Genomic DNA, 24,174 nt, shown 5'->3' with positions numbered 1-24,174 from the left:
ATGAAGATACACGATCAGAAGAAAATGATGAGTCTCTTAACGGGGGTCCAGTCTTCCAAAAAAAGTTATTATACCGAATTAAAAAAAATGATCACGGAATTAAAAAAGAAAAATACGCAGCTAGAAATCATAAACGAAGTGACCAAAAGTTTTAATATCGATATGTCCATGGATGAATTAATGAAAAACCTTTTTGATAAATTAAATCAAATTTTCCCATGCGAAAGAATCAGCTTATCTTTATATAAACATCAAGAATTAATGATAAGCAATGCTTACCCGGCGCAGTCCTTATATTTCCCGATCGGTTTTTCTCTGCCGAAGGAAAACTCGCTCTATTGGAACGTCATTCAATCCCTGCAAATGACTTTTTACCAAGTCCGGAATAAAAAGGATTCTTTTATTGAAAACAAAGTGTACGAATCATTAGGAATTCAAAGTGTTTTATTAATTCCCTTAACGAGTAAAGAAAAAATCATTGGTCTTTTAAGCGTCGGAAGCAAAAGCACCCTCCAATATGAGAAAGATGATCTTTCCTTTTTTCAACAACTGGGTGATCAATTAGCTGTTTGTATAGAAAATGCCCAGCTTTATCAAGAAGTGCTCACGAGTAAAAAAGAATGGGAAGAAACGTTCCGGGCTGTTTCCGAAATGATACTGGTCGTTGACTTACACGGAAATATTCTGAATTATAATGACTCGGCACAAGAATTCTTTTCATTGCCTGCGCAGAAAAAAACGAACGAAAACATCCATTCGCTATTATCCATGGATATTCATGACAGCCCGATATTGGAAAGTCTTCAAACGAAAAAACCCGTTCACAGGCAAATTCATATTCAACAGCGTGTATGTGAACTCCATTCCTACCCGATATTTAATGAAAGCCAAAACATGTATGCCATCATTGTTTATATCAATGACATCACAGAAAAATCCCGGATTGAGGCTCAATTAGTTCAATCAGGGAAGCTTGCGGCCATTGGCGAAATGGCGGCAGGAATTGCCCACGAGCTTAACAACCCATTAACCGCCATCTTAGGAAACGCCCAACTATTATTAAGATCGGTATCAAAGGAAAATCGCTCCTATCAACTGTTGACCGATATTTTTACATGCGGTAAACGATGCAAAACCATTATTCAAAATTTATTGACGTTCTCAAGACAAGATGAATATAGGTTTGAAGATTGTTCCATCAATGAAGCAGTCGAGCAAGTATTAGGATTAGTCGGTTACCAGATTCGCAAACAAAATATCCTGATCCAAAAAACGCTGGATGACTCCATTGGCACTGTTGAAGGAAACGCACAACAAATCGGACAAATCATTTTAAATCTGTTAATCAATGCAAAGGATGCTTTAGAAGAGACCGATGTGCCGAAAAAAGTGATTAAGATCCGCACATCGACGGTCAAAGAAAAAGGGAAACAATGGGTTCTTCTTTCGGTCGCAGATAACGGCAAAGGAATAAGCAAACAGCATTTACAAGAAATTTTCAATCCATTTTTTACGACAAAACGGCCCGGAAAAGGAACAGGACTTGGTCTTTCCGTCAGTTTAGGGATCGCAGAAGCTCACGGTGGAACAATTGAGGTAAAAAGTGAACTCGGAAAAGGAAGCCAATTCCTTTTAAAGCTGCCTGCCAAACATTAAAAAGATCATTCGGGGGTTGGAAGATATGGCCAATATTCTTGTCATTGACGATGAAACGGAAGTCGGTACATTCTTTTTGCATTTTCTTGAGGAAAAAGGATTTCACGTAAAGATTGGATACAACGGGAAAGATTTTCGACGTCTCCTCCAAGAACAAGCATTTGATTTGGCTTTCATCGATGTAAAATTGCCTGATGCCAACGGTTTAGATTTATTAAAACAGATGAAAAAAACGACCCCTTCTTGCCAAGTGATAGTCATGACCGGCTACAGTACGGTGAAAACAGCGATCGAAGCGATTAAAAACGGAGCCAGCGATTATATCGAGAAACCGTTTGACGATCTTGACCAATTGGAAACATTAATCGAAGAATTATTGAACACCCGGTCCACATCGTCTGATCACGACATGTATAAGTTGTCAGAATCGCTAGGCTTTATAATAGGAAAAAACAAAGAAATGAATGATTTGGTGAAGCTAGCCTACAAAATTGCCAAGAAAAATGTCAACGTGCTGATAGAAGGAGAAACCGGAACCGGAAAAGAAGTGTTAGCGCATTTTATCCACAGCGCCAGCATGCGTTCTGACCAACCATTTATCGGAATCAACTGCGGAGCGATTTCAGAAACCCTTCTGGAAAGCGAATTGTTTGGACATGAAAAAGGAGCCTTCACAGGAGCCGTAAAAGAGAAAAAAGGAATTTTTGAAATTGCGAACAAAGGCACTTTATTTCTGGACGAAATTGGAGAGGCTTCTCTTTCGACTCAAGTAAAACTTTTGCGGGTGTTAGAAACAGGAGAGTATTTTCGAGTAGGAGGGGAAACGATACGCAGGACCAATACGCGAATCCTCGCTGCTTCCCATGTCAATCTGGCTCAAGCGGTAGTCGAAAAAACATTTCGCGAAGACTTATTGTATCGTTTAGACGTGGTCAAATTATCCTTGCCTCCGTTGAGAAAAAGGATAGAAGATCTTCCCCTTCTCATAGAGTTCTTCTTACAAAAATTACAAACCCATCTTACTTTTTCTGAAGATACCATCGAACAAATGAAACAATATCATTGGCCGGGAAATATCCGTGAACTTCTGAATGTGATCAAAAGAGCGGTCACATTGGCAGAAGGCGAAACCACGATCATTACTCCGAATTATTTGCCGGAAAAAATGAAAATGACAAACGATTCGCCGCAGATCGAATTATTGAATGAAAAAAAGGATCATGATGACGAGGCCGACCTTGAAGTATATTTAAACGAATGGACAAACTATATTCTGGAACTATGGAAAAACAACCGTGAAGTGGATTTGGAACAGGTGCTATCGTTAGTAAAAGAATTAGAATGGCAAATTGGTCGATCTTTCGTCATGAAAACATTAAAACAAACTGTCGGAAATCGAAAAAAAGCGGCAGAACAACTGAATATCTCGGTTCGAAAACTTCGCTATTTATTAAAAGAAAAAGGAGTTCATTCTGTTCAATAGATTCATATAAAGGTCCAGCGTTGAATAAGATTTCACAAGTTCTTTCAGGCACGCTTTTGAACAGATCGGTAACACGTCTAACGGCGTCTTCCGCCGTGGTCCTTCCCTTTTATCACGCAGGGAGCGATCCGTGGTATGTACTCGCTCCCTGCCATTCAGAAGATGACAAATTAGTTGGCTTCCCCAATTTTTAATACGATCCGTCCGTTAATTTGCCCTTTTTCCATTTTCTCAAATACTTCATTAATATCCTCTAATGGCGCCGTTTCGACAATGGGGCGAACTTTTCCGCGTGCAGCGAAATCTAAAGCTTCTTGCATATCTTTTCTTGTTCCGACAATCGAACCTCTTACCGTTACTCCGTTTAAAACGGTATCAAAAATCGGAATCGGCAATTCATCGTTTGGCAATCCAACAACGACAAGAGTACCGCCTCGTTTTACGGATTGGTAAGCTTGTTCAAATGCTTTTCGATTGACTGCCACGCTGACGGCCGCATGCACTCCGCCCAATTTTTCCCGAATCGTTTCGACCGGATCTTCTTTTAATCCATTGATCGCAATATCAGCTCCTAACTTTTTAGCCAATGCCGATTTTTCATCGCTAATATCCACAGCTACAACATTCAATCCCATCGCTTTGGCATATTGCAGCGCAATGTGGCCTAATCCTCCGATGCCGTATATCGCAACCCATTCGCCTGGTTTCGCGTTGGAAACCTTTAACGCTTTATACGTCGTAACTCCCGCACATAAAATAGGCGCCACTTCCACAGGATCCAAATGTTCCGGAATTTTCGCCACGTAGTCAGCAGGAGCTTTACAATACTCTGCATAACCACCGTCTACAGAATATCCGCCGTTCAATTGATGAGGACACAGAGTTTCTTGTCCGGTTAAACAATATTCACATTCCCCACATGCAGAATAAAGCCAAGGAATGCCGACGCGATCTCCCACTTTGATCGATCGAACTCCTTCACCGACTTCTACCACAATCCCTACTCCTTCATGCCCCGGTATCAAAGGAAGCTTCGGCTTTACCGGCCAGTCTCCGTGAGCCGCATGAAGATCCGTATGACATACACCGCACGCTTCAATTTTCACAAGCACTTCCCCATACTCTAATGTTGGTTTCTCCACATCTTTAATTTCCAATTTTTGTTTAAATGAATTCACAACAGCCGCTTTCATTTTCCCCTCTCCCCTTTCAATATGTTTCATCCATAGTCATGCAAAAAACGTGCCAACTGAAAAGATTGCTCCCCTCCATCTCCCTTTTTGTTTTTGTACCAAAATTTCGGCAAGATTGATCGAATATTTGTCATGTTTATCGTGAATTTGTCATCACCATAGAAAATCTATTCCTATCACTGCCCCAACCTCTTCTCCGTTTTTGCATTTGATCAAAAGAAAAAGAGAGCCGATCCATTTTCCTGGCCTCTTGCTCTCTTTTCTTTGATCCTATTTAACTAGTGAAGCTGATTTTAATAAGGCTGAAGAATACTGTCCATTATTGCACCATCGCCAAATGAGACCTGCTGAAAAAATGGCATCCTGCCATTCACCCCTAGTGTGAATACTAGAAAATAAAACTTTTGACTACTTGCGTTTTGCAGCCCCTTTCTCGTAGAGGAATTTTTTCAACTCATGTTTCTGAATTTTACCGACGGAGGTTCTCGGAAACTCATCGACAAAATGAATGACTTCCGGAACTTTAAATTTGGCGAGCTTTTGTTTACAGACATCGATTATTTCTTGCTCGGAAAGATCGTATCCATCTTTTGCAATCACGAAAGCATGGATGGCTTCATCTCTTATTTCGTCAGGAACGCCAATAACAGCGCTTTCAAAAACACCTTCACATTGATTAATCACCTCTTCCACTTCACCGGCTGCTACATTTTCACCGGCACGCCTGATCATATCTTTTTGACGATCCACGAAGTAAAAAAATCCATCGTTGGGATCTTTCCGTGCGACATCGCCGGTATAGAGCCATCCGTCTTTTATGGTGCTGCTTGTCGCCTCTTCATTATGAAAATAGCCTTTCATGATGGTCCTCCCCGGAATTCCGTTCACGATGATTTGCCCCGCTTCGCCGTCTTTTACTTCATGACCGTTTTCGTCGACCAGCTTGACTCGATAACCGATCGTCGGTCGTCCCATGCTGCTGTTATTGTAATAGCCGTCCAACGGATTAATGAGCGGGGTGCCGACGGTTTCCGTCATCCCGTATAATTGCCGCAAAGATACACGGTATCGTTGTTCAAACTCACGGAGTTGTTCCCTTGTGATAGACTGTGCGAAAATAATCAGCCGCAATGAATGTTCAGCATCCGCAGACCGATAAGGCTTCTTTAAAATCATTTTTAAAGGGGCGGCAAACAACGATCCGACCGTTGCCCGCAATCGTTTCGCTTGTTGAAAGTAGCGGGAGGCGCTGAATCGTTCTGCTATCGCGATACTGGCTCCAACCGTCAATGCCGGCATCGCTAAGTAATATTGCCCATTCCCGTGGAACATCGGCAATACGATGAACACGCGGTCATCCGGGGACATCCTCAGTGTTTTGGACATGATTTCTCCCACGTAGATATAATTGGCATGAGTAAGCAAAACCCCTTTCGGTTTGGATGTCGTACCTGACGTATATAAAATGGAAGCAATGTCATCGCTCGATAAACGAGGAAAGGCAGTCAGCGGTTCTGTGTCATGGATGATGTTTTGAAGGCTTACACCGTAGTCGTCCTCTTCGCTCCTTGCCAAAAACAAGCCGTTCAATTGATCTCGGAATCTCGTAAACTTGTGGACATACTCTTTTTCCGTAATCACCAGTTTCGTTTCGGAATGTTCGAGCAAATAAGCCATTTCTTCAGCTGTCGATAAAACATTGGTGGGAACCATCACCGCTCCGATGGAAGTGACCGAAAACCAAGAAATCATAAAGTCGATTCCATTGGGCAGGTGAAGAAGTACTTTATCTCCTTTTTGAATGCCATACTGCTGCAAAGCACGGGCCAGACGACGGACTTTATCGAGAAACTCTTCATAAGTAAGCGAACTGGTCTGCTCTTGTTGATCCTCAAACACGACAAACGTTTTCTTTGGATAAAGAGTGGCCATTTCCTTTAGTAATTGCGGAATGCTCCTGTTTCCAATTATGTCGGTCATACCCATTTCCCCTTTCTCTTCGGCTTTAGCCTTTGTCGTCTCTCCAACCATTACGAAAAGTTCTTTACTAAATTCTACGTCATTAGCTGACTTCCATTCCCGAAGATCACAGTCGAAAATCTATTTTCTCCATACGAATCTTTTTCCGCGAGATCTTCTCGGTTGTTCCTATTCCATCGATTGTTTCACCTCCAAACTTCACCGTTTTTATCATTTACCCTCAATATGCAAGTGGCATACCAAAGCGGTTTTTGATAGAACATGATCGAAAAGATATTTTCATGCGGAATAAGCCCCCTTTTTAGTCGCAAGAAAAAGGGGCTTGAATTCCTCATATGCAAAATCTTTCATTGCTATTTCATCAGAAATGATTAGATCCTATCCACTTAACGCTGTCTTTCTTCTCTTCATTCACCAACAGCTGGAATACGTCCGGTCTTGAGTAATGCCCAACGACATCAAAATCAAATTGACTATAGGCGATCTCACGCAAATCAAGATCGGCGATTAAAATATCTTCTTTTCCATAGACAGGTTCATGAATATAGTTTCCAAGCGGTCCGACAATGGCGCTTCCGCCGATGCACATTTCATGTGGCGAAGACTCCAGCTCTTCATAGCACGCTAAATCCGTCGGGTACATATCCTTCGTCACATACTGATTGCAAGATAACACAAAACATCTTCCTTCAGCGGCAATATGACGAATCGTAGACTGCCACAGTTCTCTCGCATCCGCTGTCGGAGCAATATAAATTTGAACTCCTTTTGCATACATGGCCGTTCTCGCCAACGGCATATAATTTTCCCAGCAAATCAACGCGCCAATTCTTCCATATGGTGTATCGAATACAGGCAGCGTGCTTCCATCCCCCTCTCCCCAAATAATTCGTTCAGAGGCAGTCGGTTTCAACTTCCGATGTTTTCCAAGCAAAGAGCCGTCCGGTCCGAAAAATAAAACCGTGCAGTATAAAGTTCCTCTACTAAATTCATGATCTCTTTCAATAACGCCGATCACAAGATACACTCCTGCCTTACGAGCCGCTTCTCCCAACCGTTCTGTCGTTTCACTGGGCACTGGTACAGAATTTTCCCAGTAGCGAAGCCAATCTTTTCGTCCTTCCGGTGAACGGCCGCCGACGCTCGTTCCAAAAGTCAGTCCTCTAGGATACGCCGGAATGAAAGCTTCCGGAAACACTACGATGCCAACTCCTTTTTCCGCAGCCTCCTGAATCAACGAAATCGCTTTTTCCGTAGTAGCATCCCGATCCATGATCACAGAAGCCGCTTGTACAACCGCAACACGTACATTTGTATATTGATTTGTCATTTCCATACCTCCTGAACCAAATATAATATAATTATGAATCTTCAGAAAATAAATCACAAGCTATAAGAATATCTATCCACAAAGCGCAGTTATTCCTCCTTCTTCTCTCATATCCTAATTATACTTTGATAAACGGCAGGCCCCTATCTTTAATCAATCAAAATCCAGAAAGCCAGAATGACGAAGTCCATGGCTGCCGAAACCATAGGTGTTCGGATAAAAAAGAATCTCTTTACACTGGTGAAAGTTTAACAGTGCTCTCATTAGATCCTTCCTCTTTGTTCATTGGATGAAACAGAACAGTTACATTCTTTTCTTGACGGCTTGGTCCAATAGCCTCTCACCAGTCATTATTTTCATATGATATAATAGGGAAATAAAACCAGTAGCTAGGAGCTTAGCAATGAACAAAACAGAAAACGGAATATCCAGTCTAAAAAAAGAAGAAAGGTACCACCGGCAAGAATCATTGAAATTCCTTGCCGTCATCTTATGGGGATTGTTCTTAGGCATCCATACATGGACCGAAAATTTGGAAGCGTTGCTGCGATTTCAAACCATTAAATTTGAATGGCATTCGTCCCCCGATTTTTTACAATTCTTTAACTTTTATGATATCCAGCTGATTCACCCCCATTGGTTTTGGATAAAACTTGGACACTTTACCGGCTTTGCCATCATGGATGTCCTTCTGTATATCTGGCTGAAAGATCATAAGCAGTCTATCTTGATTTCGGTCGCTTTTGCGTTCACCACCGAAATCTTGCAGCTTTTTTTCGGACGAGACGGCCGTTTATATGATCTACTGATCGATTCGTTCGGCGTGTTGACCGTCTATTATCTTTTGAAGAAATCCACCATTTTTCAAAAAATCATCAGCCATTTTCTTTGATACTCTCTGATTTGAAGGAGAGATTGTTAGAATAAAAAAGAAGGTACGTATACACGTTACCTTCAAATAGACGGTTAGCAAACTAGTTCTTTTTTTCTGTATCACAGTGGACCAAACCTGTTCATTTCTCTTGAAAATCAAGAGAATCTAAAATTCAGATTTTCGTACCGCTAAAAAACACGGTTTTATGTAAGCTCTTTATATGTTCTCTCTTATTTTTACTCCATACTAGTTCCCTTTTCGATACTGGACTGCGGTTTTCGCTTCCAGTATTTTTATATGCTTTATACTCCGCGTGAACGAATGGAACCCTCTGAATTTATTTTAATGACGCCTCCGTATATAAAAACGGATAAACAATAAAACGATGAATGCTCCGGCTGCATCAATCAGCACATCAGAAAATAAAGCCGTCCGTCCCGGTCGAAACGATTGATGCCACTCATCCGATGCCGCATACAATACGGTAAAACACCATGCTCCTATATAAGAAAACCGATTCGGAAATACCGCTTTCCACACAAGAAAAGCCAAAAAACCAAAAGCTGAAAGATGCGCAAATTTGCGGATGATAAAATTCCACGAAAAGACGCCGCTATCTCGATGATCGTTCGTCCCCTCCAATCCAAAATACTGAGCGATGTGATGAATGACTTTCGCCGTATTTGCACCTGTAAACATAGAAAATTGACTAAAAGAAAAAATGACCCCACACCAAATGAGCACGAACCCCCACCAAAACCATTTATGCTTCATTAAAATCACCTGTTTCTTTTCCTATAATCATTCTCATTTTGAACGAAGACACCACTGCTTACAAGCCCTATTTACATGCCAACAGTTTATCCTCACCTCCTACCAACCTTAAATAAAACACACCCCTCATTTGACAAAAGTCATCCCTAAACCAATTAATCATCTCGCATGATCACTACCGCTTTGTCGCCATCGCTTTATATATTTATCGATTCCTTGCTTTATGATTAATAGATTTATCGATTTATTACTTTATCGATTTAAATCATTAATGGGGTCAGGCCCCTTTTTTTAACGAATGCTTTATGAAAAATTTATATTATCTTTACATTGGTTTGGTTAAATGAGAGTAAAATATTACATTTATAGGGGTATCAAAATGAGAAAAGAGAAAAATCAAAAAAAGTTTCGGCTGCTCACCATATTGCTTGTGCCTATCATTACAGTGATCGCTTTATCCTCTTTGTTGATCGCCTATGTGAATGTTGAAAAAAATAAAAAGCTCGCCATCCAATCAATGGAGCAGCAGCTATCTTTATCTGCAGAAGTGATGTCGGAAAAAGTGGTCATGTTAAAAGCCTCTACGACGAGAGAAGAATTTAACCGCGAACTGCGTTATGCCGTGCAGCTCAATCAAAGAATGTTTAAAGAACAAAACTTAATCCCCATCCAATTTCAAATCACAAAAGATAAAGAAATCAGAGGATTAGCGGATACGAAGTTAAACGAAAAAATTCCTTTCACTAAAGATGAAATTGACCAAATTTTGAAACAAAAAACAGGCATTGTGCATCTTCATGGCTATACGATGGCTTTATCTCCATTAATCGAGCTCGATAATGCAACTTTTGTCATCGCCATTAAAGATCAAGACTATATCAAGCCGATCACCCACCAGCAAAGAATGATGTTTGGATTCACAATCACTATGATTTTAGTGGCCAGCTTTATCGGCTTTATGACCATTCGCTCCATTGTAAAGCCTATTACGCTGCTAAAACGAGCATTTGACCAAGTGGCCGGCGGAGACTTAGATACACCTATACATATTCATTCCGTATCGCGAGAAATCACGACACTGTCTAATGGATTTCATCAAATGGTCAGCAATTTAAGATTTCTCATCCAGCAAGTCGATCATACTACTTTGCAAATTGAATCATCCTCTAACAAATTGAGAGACTCTTCAAATCATTCAAAAGCAACATCAGACATCGTCACAAAGGCGATGAAAGAAGTCGTCAATGCAATGGAACGCCAATCTCAATATTCATTAAAAAGCACTGAAGCGATTCATGAAACGTCTCATCGAGTAAAGCAAGTCGCTTCAGCGATAAAAAAAGTCGACAACGTAGCCACGATCGCCAATGATAAATCAAAAGTAGGGCTTCAATTCATCAATCAAACAGTGAAAAAACTAGAAGAAGTACAAGCAACGTTTCTTGAAACAACAGAAAAAATTTATACGCTTGACCATAAAACGAAACATATCGATCAATTCGTCAAAGTCATTCAAACCATCGCTTCACAAACACATTTATTATCATTAAATGCATCCATCGAAGCCGCTCGAGCCGGAGACGAAGGAAAAGGTTTCGCAGTCGTCGCACAAGAAGTGAAAAATCTAGCAGAACAATCCAAACAAGCTTCAGAAGAAATTAAACAATTAACCGAAATCATCCGCAACGATACGGAAAATGTCACCAGCGCTATTACGAATAACTCCAGCATTTTAAAAGAAGGAATAGATATGATGCATTCGACAAAGCAATCTTTTGATGATCTAATATCCGTTGTGGAACAAGCCTCTTCCGAATCAAAATCCATGTCTTCCGCAGCGGAAATTATGGAACAAAAAATGAGCGAAATGGTAGAAAGCATGTCCAACATCGCCAGCATCGCCCAACAAATTTCAAGCAGCATGCAAGAAGTCGCTTCTATTACCGATGAACAAGATGCCACAATAAACGAAGTCGCAGATGAGGCAAAATCATTATATGTATTAGCCAAAGATCTAAATGCTTCCCTCGATTCATTTAAAACTACATAAATTTTTTCAAAAAAGTACGAACTTAGAAAAAGAAAAAATCGACATATTTGATAAAAGAGGCCCTATCCGGATAAACGGACAGGGCCAAAAAATTGGAAAATTCATTTGATATCCCTTTCATCTTTTTCTTAATGAGTGGAGCTGTTGCTTTCAAAAATCTCTAGAAATATCCATCGCCTATTCTTTAATGAATCGCACCACCGCTTTCTTTTATATCCTCAGGTTCGAGTGCTGCAGTGATGGCAGCTATTTTTAAACCTTCAACGATCGTTTCAATTGCCATGCTCGGTGCATGTTTATTGACAGTCTGCTCCGGCAAATAAGGGATGTGAATAAATCCTCCGCGCACATCCGGAGCATTGTCATGCAAATAATGCATTAAACCGTAAAACAAATGATTACAGACAAACGTTCCGGCTGAGTTAGATACCTCTGCAGGGATACCGCTTTCTCGTAGATTCTTCACGATGCGTTTGATCGGCAGCGTCGACCAATAGGCAACCGGACCATTCTTTACAATCGCCTCATCAATAGGCTGATTGCCTTCATTATCGGGAATTCTGGCATCATCCACATTAATGGCTACCCGCTCTGGTGTAATGTGTGTTCGACCTCCTCCCTGCCCAACGCAGACCACAACATCTGGCTTCTCCTCTTTAATCGCTTCTTCCAGCTTTTTGATCGAGGCTCGAAAGACCGTTGGGATTTCTACAGCAACAATGTGAACCCCTTTTTCCTGGTAACCATTTAAAATTTTGACTGTTTCCAAAGCCGGATTCAAACGCTCACCTTCAAAAGCATCAAAACCGGTCATTAAAACTTTTTTCTCCATACTATTCCCTCCGATGCTCTTCCTCTCGAAACCTATGAATCTCACAACAATATTCCCTATCATTTTGTTTCAAACGGACGCTCCATTGGCCATATCATATCATCTACACATGTGCACAACATTTTCATATCCCAAAGCTACATTTGCCATCTAGCCAGGCAATACATCAGCACAATATTGAGCAAAAGCGTCAACAATGCCGTTGGTACTTGCACCCGAATGACATGATATTTATCTTTCAAGTCTAATAAAGCTGCGGGAACAATATTAAAATTGGCAGCCATAGGTGTCATCAACGTTCCGCAATAACCGGCAAACATGGAAATGGCGGCAATTTGGTTTGGATCCGCTCCGAACTGCTGAATCAGGATCGGAATGATGATTCCTCCGGCCATGACCGGAAAGGCCGCAAACGCATTTCCCATGATCATGGTAAAGAACGCCATTCCAACACATAACACCACGACACTCCAAAATAATGAATTAGATGGAATCATATGTTTGACAATATCTGCCACCACATTGCCGACGCCAGCTTTATCGAAAATCGTGCCAAGCGTCGCTAAAAATTGAGGCAACACGACAGCCCAGCCAATTGCCTCCAGCAAACGGCGGGATTCCTTGATGGCTGTCTTTGGAGTACTCTTTGTAAGTGCCAGAGCAACCATCATAGCGATGACGCAAGCAACGCCTAAACCAACCAATGTCGGATTGGATGGATCAAATAGAAAGAGTTCGCCGATTTTGATACCCGCCAGTACTTTTGAAAAAATAACAGTTAAAAATGGAATAAACAACGCCGGTAAAAACAGCCAATTGCCGAGCCGCTTGCGTTTCGCTTCGCGTTCCTCTTCGCTTGTGCTGTCATATTTTCCTTTTTCTAAACCTCCGAATCCTACGATAAGTACCATCAGAATGACGAGCAAACCTATGTAAAACGGCGGGATCACTTTTCCCAGCAACAAAGTCACAGCATAGATAAAATAAAACAACCCCGAAGTGATTCGTTTTGTATTTTTTTTATCTAAAAAAGTGTAGATAGAACAGCACAAACCGATGACTCCCATCAAAACATAGAGGTATTCAAGAGACAGTATCATGAAGATTTCACTTCCTTGTTTTCAGGTTTCTTTTGCCCAAGACGTCGCTCCAAACGTCTGTCGAATAAATATAGTCGAATGGAATGGATGATGAAGACACCAACCGCAGTGGGAATCCCCCATAGTGCCATCAACACTGGGTCACTCACAACATGATTTTGGTCAAAGAAGCCTTTCATTAATAAAATTCCTCCGACAGCAACAAAAATATCTTCACCGAAAAACAATCCAATGTTGTCAGCAGCGGCCGTATGTGCACGGATATTTTCCCTTTCCTCTTTAGGTAGCTTCCCGTATTTGGCTTCCGCAGCTCCTTCCGCCATTGGTGCAATGAGGGGACGAACAGTTTGTGGATGTCCACCGATACTATTCAATCCTAGCGCCGCCCCTATTTCCCTGATCAAAAAGTAAATGTTGATCAATCTACCAGCGGTGATCGCTTTTATTTTCGAAACAAGCAAAGCCGATTGTTTTTGCAAACCGCTTCGTTCCATAAGACCGATAACCGGAAGAGTAATGATTAAAATCGACATATAACGGTTCGTCGTGAACGCTTCACCAAATTGAGCGATGAGATCCTTAAAGGGAATACCAGCTATCAACCCAGTGACCAATCCCGAAACCGTTACGACAACCAACGGATTGATCCGAAACAAAAAGCCAACAATGATCAAAGCAACACCAATGAGAACCATCTTACCCCTTCTTTCTCCAGAAATTTGACATTCTATCATTCCAACGTTCTAACAAAGAGCTTTGCAGTGCAGAAGCAAACAAGCGTGCTAAGAATAATATTATGATAATTCCAATATAATTTATTATTCTGAATTATATCACACTAATTAAGGTCGTCAACGCTATTGTTCATCATTTCATCTGCACATTCCTCATAAAACAATTTCCCAGAAAAATAGGATATTTATATCAATATACCAAATGGGGCCTGACCCCTTTAATGGCTTAAAGGGGTCAGGCCCCTTAAAATATGGTACAATGCTGGTAGCATGTTCTAGCCATGAAGGAGTGACAAACGATGATAAAATTTGCGATCATTGGAACGAACTGGATTACTGAGGAATTTATTAAAGCGGCCAAAGAAGTGCCGGATTTTTCTTTAAAGGCTGTGTATTCGCGGACTGAAGAGAAAGCAAAAGAATTTGCGGCAAAAGTAGGTGCTGAACTGACCTTTACCAACTTAGAAGAAATGGCAAAAAGCGATGAAATTGATGCTGTTTATATTGCAAGCCCTAATTCCTTTCACGCCGAACAAGCCATTTTGCTGATGAACCACGGCAAACACGTTATATGCGAAAAACCAATGGCCTCCAATACAAAAGAAGTGCAAGCTATGATCGAAGCAGCCCAACAAAACAATGTCGTCCTAATGGAAGCGATGAAAACAACACTACTCCCTAATTTCCAAGCCATTCGCAAACATATACATAAAATCGGAAAAATACGCCGCTATTTCGCCAGCTATTGCCAATATTCATCGCGCTATGACGCATACAAGCAAGGAACGGTGCTAAATGCCTTTAACCCCCAATTTTCCAACGGATCTTTAATGGACCTTGGCGTTTATTGCCTGTATCCAATGGTAGTATTATTCGGGAAACCTCTTAATGTAAAAGCCAACAGTGTTAAACTGGAAACGGGTGTGGATGGAGAAGGAAGCGTCATTCTCGACTATGGAGAAATGGACGCGGTGGTTCAGTACTCCAAAATTTCGAATTCCTATATCCCTGCCGAAATTCAAGGAGAAGAAGGAAGCATTATCATCGATGCGATCCATACGCCGCAAAAAGTCGAAATTCGCTATCGCGACGGACGCATCGAAGACATTACCGAAACTCAAGACCATCATCCTATGTACTACGAAGCAAAAGAATTTATCGAATTAATTCAAAACGGCAAACAACAATCGGAGATCAATTCGCATCAACACTCACTTACTACCATCGAAATTATAGAAAAAGCCCGGAAACAAACAGGCATTGTCTTTCCGGCGGACAAATAAAAGCCATAACAGCCTCTGCCGAAAAGGCAAGAGGCTGTTATTTTTCTAACATCGCTTGCTTTTGTCCGTGAAATACTCAACGGAATTAAATTTCAAAACTGATAATAAATATACAATTCTATTTTATTGCTGACCAAGAGCCTCCTGATAAAAAAACTGCAGCATCGGGATTCTTCAAAACAGCAAACACAACTTACCCCTTTAAGCTCAAGGCATTCCAAAATATGCTTTCAAATCGTACATTTTTCTTTGCCACCACTGACCAATCAACGATGCAAACTTGAAACAGAAATAGAAGTTAAAAACGCTCCCCGTCTACTGTATAAAAGGTAAATTGTCACCTGGATTTCTAATCGACTTGATACCGTGCAATCACAAATGTCCCCTTCTTTCTCGCCTGTTGCAGTCCATCCAAAATATTGATCTTCCTAACGATTTCAAAATGTGCCAAGCTCTCCTTATATACTTACACTGTTTTTCTGGAGTGTTTGTTTCTGTACATGTTTTGATCCGCTTTTTCAATTAAATCGTGCAATCGTTTTCCATCTTCTCCGTAAACGGCATATCCAACAGAAACGGAAATCTTTTTTTCAAAACTTTTGGCCAGTTCCTTGAGTTTCGACTGAAGGGAATCTATTCTTGCTTTGATTTCATGAAGGTCAGAAAAAAGGGAAAGGCCAAGAAATTCATCTCCTCCCCAACGGGCAATGACATCATGCTTTGTTATATCACTCTCCAAAACTTTTGAAACCGATAGGAGTATTTGATCACCGTATTCATGACCATAATGATCATTGATTTGTTTAAATTCATCAACATCATATACAAAAACAACCAGTTTTTTCTTTTTGCGTTGTGCTGTTTTTATGAATTTCGGAAATATAAAATGAACGTATCTTCTATTATTCAATCCCGTCAAAGGATCTTTCATTGAAAGGAAAAAGGTTTCATCATATTTTCTTCCTAACAACCATGCAATGATTAAAGCGATGATGCCGGGGATTGGAATGAGATGAGGAACTCGTCCTATTTTCATCCATACGGCTGTTCGAATGAAAATGAGTAAAAGAAGAACTAAAGAGGATGCCACAATCCTTCCTTTAAATTTATACAACATTTATCACCAACTCTCGAGAGTGATTTTTATTCTTGGCGTACTTTTCCCATAGGGATTATAAAGGATCAACAAACTTTTGTCTATTTTTTCTATTAGAAATTTTTCTTAAATTGCAATATTAAATGCAACAAGTATTGAAAGACCAGATAACCCATGATTAAGTAGAATCGGGACACTCTGCGCGACTTGACGTGGAGTGGCGGGCATGGTAGCCTGGTTGGCCCAGCCAGTACCGTATACCTGGCTTCATGGCTGGTAGCCATGCCCGCAGAGGCTCTTTGTCAAGTTGCTAAAAACCAACCCTTTGGGTTAGCTGGCTTAAGGTTAAGAAGCTAAGCCAGCTAACTCTATTTGGAAACACTCCTCAGGTGTACGATAATTGAGGATCTTCCTTGGAAGATGGTTACACCAATTTTCAACATAGGTAATGGTTTCGTCTGCCACAGAGGAAATGGGTCTCCCCTTTGGTATGAAGCGCCTAATAAGGCCATTATGACGCTCGTTGGTTCCTCGTTCACAGGATGTGTAAGGGTGTGTAAAATAAACCTCTGTTAGATCTTTTTCAACACTAAGGCCGAGGTCAGCAAATTCAGAACCGTTATCAGCCGTAATGGTTTTAAACACTTTAGAGAACCGATTACCATAAGACACTTTCAACTGAGATATGACTTCTGAAACGGATAGACTATCCTTGGCTGTCACTCTCAAAATTATTTCTTTACGGGTTTTGCGCTCAGTAAGAGTCAATAAGGCCTGATCTTTAGTCTTCTTGCCTATAACCGTATCAATTTCCCAGTGACCAAACTCTTGGCGTTCATTGACTTCAATTGGTCGCTCATCGATACTGCGTCCTAAGATCTTCTTATTCTTCCGGTTACGTTTTTTCTTGGTGTTCAGGGTAATTTTCATAGGTAGGTCAATGTTTTTAACGCCTATAAGTCCTAGATCAATATAGTTATAAAGGGTCTTGGTGCAAACCATTTTGTCTTTGAATTTCCCATCACGTTTGGCTCTCCCACATACCGCATCAGGAGACCATTTCTTATCAAGGATCTGAGTTTCGGCATACTTAATAAACTCGATGGCATCGTCTAGTTTTAGCTTGCGGCCACAGGCTTTCCTGTTTCTCTCATAGAGAAGTTGACCTGTGTCTGGAAAATAGACATGAACAATTTTCCCGTTGCTTTTTCTTTGTGGCACTGTACCTCTTCTTAACTCACGGGAGATGGTGCTTTTGTGACAACCAACATAATCTGCAATCTCCTGTTGAGTCTTACCAGCAGCGTGTAAGGCCGCAATTTTCCCACGGTCATAAGCCGTTAAGTGTTTGAAATGCCGAGCTCCTATGGTAGAATTAGTAATTGCCATAGATAAATCCTCCGTATCGATATTGTTTTAGTCGACTTAATCATACGTGGTTTATCTATGGTTTTTCATTTTTTATGCTTGTTGCATTTGATTATACAACTAGCCATTAGAAATTTTTGAAAAATGATTCCGGATTAAATTCATCTTTTCATTTTAAAAAACATAGACTCAAAGAATTAGGTCAATCATCACAGATTCAGTTCAAAGCTCATTTGATGCGCCGGCAAAAATTCGTTCAATACATCAAACGCGTGGACAGACTGCCTTTCACATAATTCTTGAATGCCAAAATATACTATATTATTGTATAATAGCATAGGAAGTATCGCTCCAGTCTTCTTAGGTTTTTGCACCAATTACCGTTATACAAGACGTGGGGGATACTTCTTTTTTTACGATGAAACTCCTTGATACAAGGGTTAAGGCTTATGAAAATTCACTTAGCCAATAAAAAATCATACCAAAGTCACAAAAAACTAATTTAATGAATTAGAGAGGGATTTTATGGATTCAACCAATAATAACGTGAAAGCTTTTCAAAGCCTGTCACCTGACAGCATCAAAGAATTATTAGACATTAAGTATGCTTTGGATCAATCTACTATTGTTGCGATTACAGATCATACCGGAAAAATCACTTATGCCAATCAGAAATTCTGCGACATCTCGAAATACAGTCGAGAAGAATTAATCGGACGAGATCACCGGATTCTTAATTCAGGATACCATTCAAAAAGCTTTTTTAAGAATATGTGGGAAACCATTGGAAAAGGGGATATTTGGACAGGCGATATTAAAAATAAAGCGAAAGACGGGACATACTACTGGGTAAAAACCACTATTGTACCTTTTTTAAATGAAGAAGGAAAACCTTATCAATACATTTCCATACGCCAAGATATAACAGACTTAAAAAAATTAGAGGAACAATTACTGTTTAACGCCTATCACGACAGTCTGACCGGCCTCCCAAATCGTCATTACTTCAACGAAGAAGTAGGTGCATGGTTAAACCAAAAAAAGAAAACGGACCAAATGGCCTTGATCTTCTTCGATATTGATCGTTTTAAATACATTACGGATACACTAGGCCATTCGGTGGGGGATCGCTTTCTCAAATCAATATCCAAGCGACTGGCCATTCATTTAAAAGGGATTGGCAACGTTTATCGTTTTGAGGGAGATCAGTTTTCGATTGTCGTCAAAAATAAAGACATATCCGAAGTAATGGACATCATTCGAAAGGTGAAAGTACTATTAAAAAAACCTTTTTTATTTCATAAGGAATCCTATTCTTTTAGTGCCAGCTTCGGCGTCAGTCTTTCCCCTCAAGACGGGCAAGATATTGAAACATTAGTTAAAAAAGCGGATTTTGCCATGTATCGAGCAAAAGAAAAAGGAAACAATTCTATTCAATTTTTCACTAGCGAAACCCATGAAGTCTTATCCAAAAATATGAAAATGGAAACGGCTTTAAGACAAGCCATTCAAAAGGAAGAGTTCCTTCTATATTATCAGCCGCTTGTCGATTTGCAAAAGCGAAAAATGGTAGGAGTTGAGGCACTCATTCGCTGGAATCACCCTACAGAGGGAATCATCCCCCCTTCGGAATTTATTCCTTTAGCGGAAGAAACAGGCTTGATTGTCCCGATTACCGAATGGGTTTTGAAAACGGCTTGCGAACAAATCGCAAAATGGCACGAAAAAGGGCTTCCCCCTATTTATGTAGCTGTGAATTTGTCGCCCTTTTTATTTGAATCCAATCGATTTATGGATTCTCTCCAAAGAATTATAAAAGAAGGCAAACTTGATCCAAAATACATTGAACTCGAAATTACGGAGAGTATGATGCAGGATCCTAAAAGTGCCATTCCTTTATTAGAAAAACTAAAATCTTTAGGAGTTTCCCTTTCTATTGATGACTTTGGAACCGGGTACTCTTCACTCGCAAGCTTGAGACGCTTCACCATTGACACACTAAAAATTGACCGTTCTTTTATAGAAGAACTTTTTCAAGATGACGGGGTGATTGTCAAAACGATTCTTACCATGGCCTCTCACCTAGGATTAAACGTCATTGCTGAGGGGATTGAAATGAAAGAACAGCTGCAGTTTCTAACAAAACACTCTTGTCCCATCGGCCAAGGCTATCTTTTCAGTCGTCCATTACCCGGCAATGAACTCGAACAACTGTTGCGAAATCCGGAATATTTTTCGAACATTTGAATTTTGTCTAATAGATGAAGGCATATTTTGTGCGTCTCAAATATTACGAATCGAATGGTTTTTCAACCATGTTGAGGATCGTCACTTTTTTTGCGTAAAGGCGTTTTTAAGACCGTTTGCATTTGATTTATTTCCACTTTCAAGAAACCTGACGGGCATGAAAGCAAAGGCTACGCGGAAGACTTTGCAAATAAGAAGGCTGTCATGCCCATGCACCCTATTATGCTTAGACCAGTCCCTGAAAAAAATATCAAACAGTCTTAAAAACAAAAAAGACAGACGCCCAGACAGCTTCTGTCGTAAATCTATGAATTTAAAATTCCAAGCGAGGTGAGAACAAATCCCCCCAAAATCACACCACCATCCCTTGATTCTTTCGTTACTTTAATCCTTTATCGCTTTAAATAACAGATGGGGTCAGACCCCCATTTTGAAACCGGTATACAAATGGAACGCGGGGAGTATAATGACAGTAAAAATACCTCAAATATGTAGGGAGGTTTTCATATGGCTCCTGAAGCAAAATTGGTAAAAGATATTTCGTGGGAAACGGATCAAAAACATTATGTCATTCGCAATGTACCTTTCAAAGTATATAAAGAATATTCTGCCGACGTAGTCTATAGTTCGGATATCACTTTAAAATTGTTAACTTTAAAAGACTTAATGGAATCCGGAGAGATCCCTTCTGATATCGACTTCAGAAAAGCGATGAAAATTCAATGATCTTTTTGATTAGAACGATTTAAAATCTGATTGCCTTATTTCAATCCACGCACTCATGTAGAGTGCGACGCCACCTCCGGTAATTAAAATTTCGTCAAACACATCATTTCAATCCACGCACTCATGTAGAGTGCGACTAACAACATTGTCAATAGAGTTCAATGTCAGATATTTCAATCCACGCACTCATGTAGAGTGCGACACTTTTCCATTCGTCAAATGTCGGCTTTTTAAACATTTCAATCCACGCACTCATGTAGAGTGCGACAGCGATTTTAAGACAAATTAAGGGTGAAAAAGTGGTTTTTCAATCCAAAAATCGTTATTTTCTTTATGAACATAAAGAACTATTCGCAAATATTCCCATTAATTAGGAAAAATGCTTCGTTATTTTGGTGCGAATCTCCCAGGGAATTTATGTGCGCTATACATTCGCACCTATAATTGTCTCTTCTAAAAATAGCGGACCTTTTTTTAGCCTTTTTCTTTCATTTCTATCCATTATTTTAACACACGAACATAATAATTTTTCGATTTTTCCGAACCATCAATATAAAACAATACCATAGTGTTGGCGAGCACCCGTTAAAATTTTTTCCATTTAATAATAAACCTTTCAATATCTACATCACTTCTTCTTTGGTTTGAATGGTAGCCATTGTCTTGCCACACCCATTTTGTATTAAAAGCCCCCCTTTTCAGATTCGGATAATATTTTTCACCCGAATTTTCCTGCCCGTTTTCTCCCTCTTTTGTTTTTATTCTTACACAAAGCTTCTGCTGTTCAAGCTGCAGATAATCCCTTTCGAGTTGCAGTGTTTTCCACTAAAAAGCCCCAAAACCTCCTGCTGGTTTCAGAAACGTATCGTGTCTTCACACCGGGACAACATAAAAGACATTTCATTCCATTGCAACTCAGGAGTGATCCGCCTATAAAACTTTTTCTGTAAATCTGCATTTAGGATAGTTGCTGCAGGCTTTAAAAGTCCCGTATTTCCCTTTTTTCAAAACAAGACTGCCGCCACACTTCGGGCAACGATTTTGTCGGACATGTTCTTTTATCCGTTTTTGATGGTTTTGAATTGATTGAATGTGCTTCTTTTTTATTTCTCTTTCTTTTGGATTATCCTTAACAAGCAGTGCTTTTAATTTTTCTGCTAAATAACGTTTTGTTTCATGATCCATCGCTTTTGTCCGATATTGCTCAAGCACTTTTTTCAACTGTTTCGGATAAATCACATGAGATTGGGTAAAATGAATCCTTGATTTTAATTGAGCCCGCGGTGTAAATACAACGATAGAGTAAATAGGAATATGGGAATACTCTTCTCCTAACCATCCCTTTAAAGCTTTTATATGACCTTTGTTCTGCCAAATGGGGTTTAAAAACTTTTCTTTTCGTTTGTAAATAACTTGTGTCCAGTATTTGGACGATTCATCTCCAAAAATCCAACCGCTATAATTTTTCGTTTCAATGACAAATAGACCTTGTTCCGATAAAAGAATATGATCAATTTGTGAAGAAGAACCGTCCTTCTTCGGAATGTAAAGGTCATGAAAAGCCTTCATCTTACCAGGTGAAGATTTCTCTAATTTTTCAATCTCCTTCCGAACCCGATATTCCCCTATTGAGCCAATCCATTTAGACTCATTCGCTTTTATCCATACAAGAAATACGACAAATAAGAATAAAAGAAGAGAATAAAAAAAGAAAAGATTCATATATCATGTTTCCCCCTATTTGTTCTTTACAATAAAATTATGATTAAAGAAAACATGTGAATTGGACCAAATGTAGAAGGAGACTTCACGAAAAATTCTTTTAACTTCATCCTAACTAGTCCCTGCAAAAAATATTGTCAAATCATGTCGTAAAAACAAAAAAAGACAGAAGAACTTACACCTTCTGTCGTAAATGTATGATAAAAGGCTTCGCAGCTTGCCTGGCTTAAATTCAATCCACTACAATCTTCTTCGCCACCATTCCTTTACCACTGTAAACTATTGATGGGGTCAGACCCCCCTTGAATATAATTCAACATTTCCTGTATACTATAGTCAAAAGCAACATAAAATAAAAGGGACCGGGTGCGGCGAACACCCGGCCAGTGCAACTACATGCCGCAAGAAGAGCGGCTGACCTTAATGACAGTGAAATAACCGTCATACCTTTGGTCATGGGAGGACGGTTATTTCTTTTTGTTTATATAGACGACCAATAGTAACAATCAATGTCAGCACTCCTATCAGCACTAGACCGAATTGAGCGACTAGACTTAATGCTTCGTATGTCGTCATTTTCCCACCTCCCTTCAACGGGAAGTGGTCAACCGCCCACCCTGCTTATGTAGTTGCTATTAAGATTCTAGGATTTTTCAAATTGCGGATTATATTCAATCAAAAAAATGAGCCGTTCACTTCTTACAGTGACAAACTCTCCTTTCTCTTATTCTACAAATCCAGCCATATATTTGGCAATATCAGGAACCATCCAAACATTCAAACAGGGAGTTTAAACTCTCCATCGATAGTGGCAAATATGATGAGTCAAAAATTTGAAGAGAGTCTTCATCCTTTAATTACCTACAACAGTCATAGGTCATAATTTCACAAAAAAAGATCCGCAGAGATCTCTCTCCACAGAGCTTTTCTACTTTTTCAAGGATATTTGTTTAAAAATTTGGGGTATGTCAGGCACCAAATCATAAATTTATTCTAAATAGTCAAAAGTTCTTTTTTTTCGTAACGCGATAGGATATAATCTGCCCAATATTCTTCGTCATAATGATGCACATACACAGGGTCTTTTTGAAGGCGATTTAAAAATCCTGAGACAATGATAGCTTCTGTTGCTTGATCACCAATTCTCTTTTTAAGTTCTTCATGAATATAAAAAATCAATTCAATATCCAATTCATCAAATGAATACTTATCAAAATGCAATTTCCTTCACCCCCAAACATTTTATACACTCTAAAGCTCTTTCAGAGTGAAATGATAGTTGTGTACTTGACGATGATATTGGCCTAATCCCCTCTAAAAATTCTTTATTATTTATTCTACCATCGATCGCACGTCTTAATAAAGCAATCATTTTCCCATCAGCCAGTGGTCCAAGCACATAGTCATAATGATGATAAATCCTATTATTCATTCCTTCTTTTCGGCACTCCAGAATAAAATTACTCCAATCTAAATTTACTTCGTTAAAATAACAACCTTTTAAAGAGGATAGCTCATTTATATTAATCGTAAAATAAACAACTACTGGTTTATTTTCTTCATCCGGAAAATTATAATTATTGTCTTGATCACTAGCATTGCAGTAATTAAATCTGATGATTCAAAATACTAAGAATGTTCAATTTTTTATTGATTTCGAAACAAAAAAATCCTTTACAATGGAAGTACAGGTGGTTCCTGCCCAAATCCAATCGTAAAGGATAAC

At 39.7% G+C, this 24,174-nt stretch carries 20 protein-coding genes; 7 read left to right on the top strand and 13 right to left on the bottom strand.

What is annotated here, in order from left to right:
* Together NST12_RS02755 and NST12_RS02750 are read left to right on the top strand one after the other, a co-directional pair.
* A complete protein-coding gene (locus NST12_RS02755) occupies positions 1-1,656 on the top strand; it encodes a sensor histidine kinase (protein ID WP_341100155.1) in 1,656 nt (551 codons plus the stop codon).
* A 25-nt stretch (positions 1,657-1,681) separates the two neighbouring features.
* Entirely contained in the window at positions 1,682-3,139 is a 1,458-nt protein-coding gene (locus NST12_RS02750) for a sigma-54-dependent transcriptional regulator (protein ID WP_341100153.1), read from the top strand.
* A 170-nt stretch (positions 3,140-3,309) separates the two neighbouring features.
* On the opposite strand, the gene adhP is transcribed toward NST12_RS02750, so the two are convergent.
* From adhP to NST12_RS02735, 3 genes are all read right to left on the bottom strand, one after another.
* Complete coding sequence (gene adhP / locus NST12_RS02745) at positions 3,310-4,332, bottom strand: alcohol dehydrogenase AdhP (RefSeq protein WP_003353974.1); 1,023 nt, start codon at positions 4,330-4,332, stop codon at positions 3,310-3,312.
* A 408-nt stretch (positions 4,333-4,740) separates the two neighbouring features.
* Positions 4,741-6,312 carry a class I adenylate-forming enzyme family protein gene (locus NST12_RS02740; protein ID WP_341100150.1) on the bottom strand — a complete coding sequence of 524 codons (1,572 nt, stop codon included), beginning with the start codon at positions 6,310-6,312 and terminating at the stop codon, positions 4,741-4,743.
* 361 nt (positions 6,313-6,673) lie between these two features.
* The gene (locus tag NST12_RS02735) at positions 6,674-7,642 is read right to left on the bottom strand and encodes a carbon-nitrogen hydrolase family protein (protein WP_341100148.1); all 969 of its coding nucleotides are present in this window, start codon (positions 7,640-7,642) and stop codon (positions 6,674-6,676) included.
* A 403-nt stretch (positions 7,643-8,045) separates the two neighbouring features.
* Between NST12_RS02735 and NST12_RS02730 the strand changes: the two genes are divergently transcribed.
* Positions 8,046-8,534 (top strand): VanZ family protein, encoded by a 489-nt coding sequence (locus NST12_RS02730; protein ID WP_003353977.1) that lies wholly within the window; start codon positions 8,046-8,048, stop codon positions 8,532-8,534.
* A gap of 324 nt (positions 8,535-8,858) precedes the next feature.
* Here NST12_RS02730 and NST12_RS02725 read toward each other — a convergent pair whose 3' ends face one another.
* Complete coding sequence (locus tag NST12_RS02725; RefSeq protein WP_327825136.1) at positions 8,859-9,290, bottom strand: VanZ family protein; 432 nt, start codon at positions 9,288-9,290, stop codon at positions 8,859-8,861.
* A gap of 379 nt (positions 9,291-9,669) precedes the next feature.
* Between NST12_RS02725 and NST12_RS02720 the strand changes: the two genes are divergently transcribed.
* Positions 9,670-11,340: a methyl-accepting chemotaxis protein gene (locus NST12_RS02720; protein WP_341100146.1), complete on the top strand. Its 1,671-nt coding sequence runs from the start codon at positions 9,670-9,672 to the stop codon at positions 11,338-11,340.
* Positions 11,341-11,524: 184 nt separating this feature from the next.
* On the opposite strand, the gene pcp is transcribed toward NST12_RS02720, so the two are convergent.
* The 3 genes from pcp to NST12_RS02705 all read right to left on the bottom strand — a co-directional run bounded on the left by pcp (position 11,525) and on the right by NST12_RS02705 (position 13,967).
* Positions 11,525-12,172, bottom strand: coding sequence for a pyroglutamyl-peptidase I (gene pcp / locus NST12_RS02715; RefSeq protein ID WP_341100145.1), 648 nt, complete (start codon positions 12,170-12,172; stop codon positions 11,525-11,527).
* Between the two features lie 137 nt (positions 12,173-12,309).
* Complete coding sequence (locus NST12_RS02710; RefSeq protein ID WP_270584565.1) at positions 12,310-13,272, bottom strand: DUF979 domain-containing protein; 963 nt, start codon at positions 13,270-13,272, stop codon at positions 12,310-12,312.
* Positions 13,269-13,967, bottom strand: a complete 699-nt coding sequence (locus tag NST12_RS02705) for a DUF969 domain-containing protein (protein ID WP_048622635.1) — start codon at positions 13,965-13,967, stop codon at positions 13,269-13,271. The genes NST12_RS02710 and NST12_RS02705 overlap by 4 nt, the downstream gene beginning before the upstream one ends.
* Before the next feature lie 338 nt (positions 13,968-14,305).
* Here NST12_RS02705 and NST12_RS02700 point away from each other — a divergent pair, with 338 nt between their 5' ends.
* Positions 14,306-15,289 carry a Gfo/Idh/MocA family protein gene (locus tag NST12_RS02700; protein ID WP_341028400.1) on the top strand — a complete coding sequence of 328 codons (984 nt, stop codon included), beginning with the start codon at positions 14,306-14,308 and terminating at the stop codon, positions 15,287-15,289.
* Positions 15,290-15,755: 466 nt separating this feature from the next.
* Here the strand turns inward: NST12_RS02700 and NST12_RS02695 are convergent, their stop codons facing one another.
* Positions 15,756-16,403 (bottom strand): GGDEF domain-containing protein, encoded by a 648-nt coding sequence (locus NST12_RS02695; protein WP_340396529.1) that lies wholly within the window; start codon positions 16,401-16,403, stop codon positions 15,756-15,758.
* Between the two features lie 327 nt (positions 16,404-16,730).
* Positions 16,731-17,774 (bottom strand): IS30 family transposase, encoded by a 1,044-nt coding sequence (locus NST12_RS02690; RefSeq protein ID WP_048622401.1) that lies wholly within the window; start codon positions 17,772-17,774, stop codon positions 16,731-16,733.
* Positions 17,775-18,278: 504 nt separating this feature from the next.
* Here NST12_RS02690 and NST12_RS02685 point away from each other — a divergent pair.
* A complete protein-coding gene (locus NST12_RS02685) occupies positions 18,279-20,000 on the top strand; it encodes an EAL domain-containing protein (RefSeq protein ID WP_327802981.1) in 1,722 nt (573 codons plus the stop codon).
* A 507-nt stretch (positions 20,001-20,507) separates the two neighbouring features.
* Positions 20,508-20,726: a hypothetical protein gene (locus NST12_RS02680; protein WP_327798074.1), complete on the top strand. Its 219-nt coding sequence runs from the start codon at positions 20,508-20,510 to the stop codon at positions 20,724-20,726.
* A 930-nt stretch (positions 20,727-21,656) separates the two neighbouring features.
* Here NST12_RS02680 and NST12_RS02675 read toward each other — a convergent pair.
* The 4 genes from NST12_RS02675 to NST12_RS17055 all read right to left on the bottom strand — a co-directional run bounded on the left by NST12_RS02675 (position 21,657) and on the right by NST12_RS17055 (position 24,066).
* Positions 21,657-22,448 (bottom strand): NERD domain-containing protein, encoded by a 792-nt coding sequence (locus NST12_RS02675; protein WP_341100143.1) that lies wholly within the window; start codon positions 22,446-22,448, stop codon positions 21,657-21,659.
* A 453-nt stretch (positions 22,449-22,901) separates the two neighbouring features.
* A complete protein-coding gene (locus tag NST12_RS02670) occupies positions 22,902-23,024 on the bottom strand; it encodes a putative holin-like toxin (RefSeq protein WP_327802977.1) in 123 nt (40 codons plus the stop codon).
* 417 nt (positions 23,025-23,441) lie between these two features.
* The gene (locus NST12_RS02665) at positions 23,442-23,669 is read right to left on the bottom strand and encodes a hypothetical protein (RefSeq protein ID WP_341100142.1); all 228 of its coding nucleotides are present in this window, start codon (positions 23,667-23,669) and stop codon (positions 23,442-23,444) included.
* Complete coding sequence (locus NST12_RS17055) at positions 23,659-24,066, bottom strand: DUF3990 domain-containing protein (protein ID WP_445662336.1); 408 nt, start codon at positions 24,064-24,066, stop codon at positions 23,659-23,661. Before NST12_RS17055 ends, NST12_RS02665 begins: the two co-directional genes overlap by 11 nt.
* Between the last annotated feature and the right edge of the window lie 108 nt (positions 24,067-24,174).

It is taken from the genome of Bacillus sp. FSL W8-1127, from assembly GCF_038006725.1.
Classification (GTDB): Bacteria; Bacillota; Bacilli; order Bacillales; family DSM-4216; genus Bacillus_O; species Bacillus_O smithii.
Note: the sequence above shows the minus strand (reverse complement) of the source record. Positions and strands in the feature narration are given on the sequence as shown.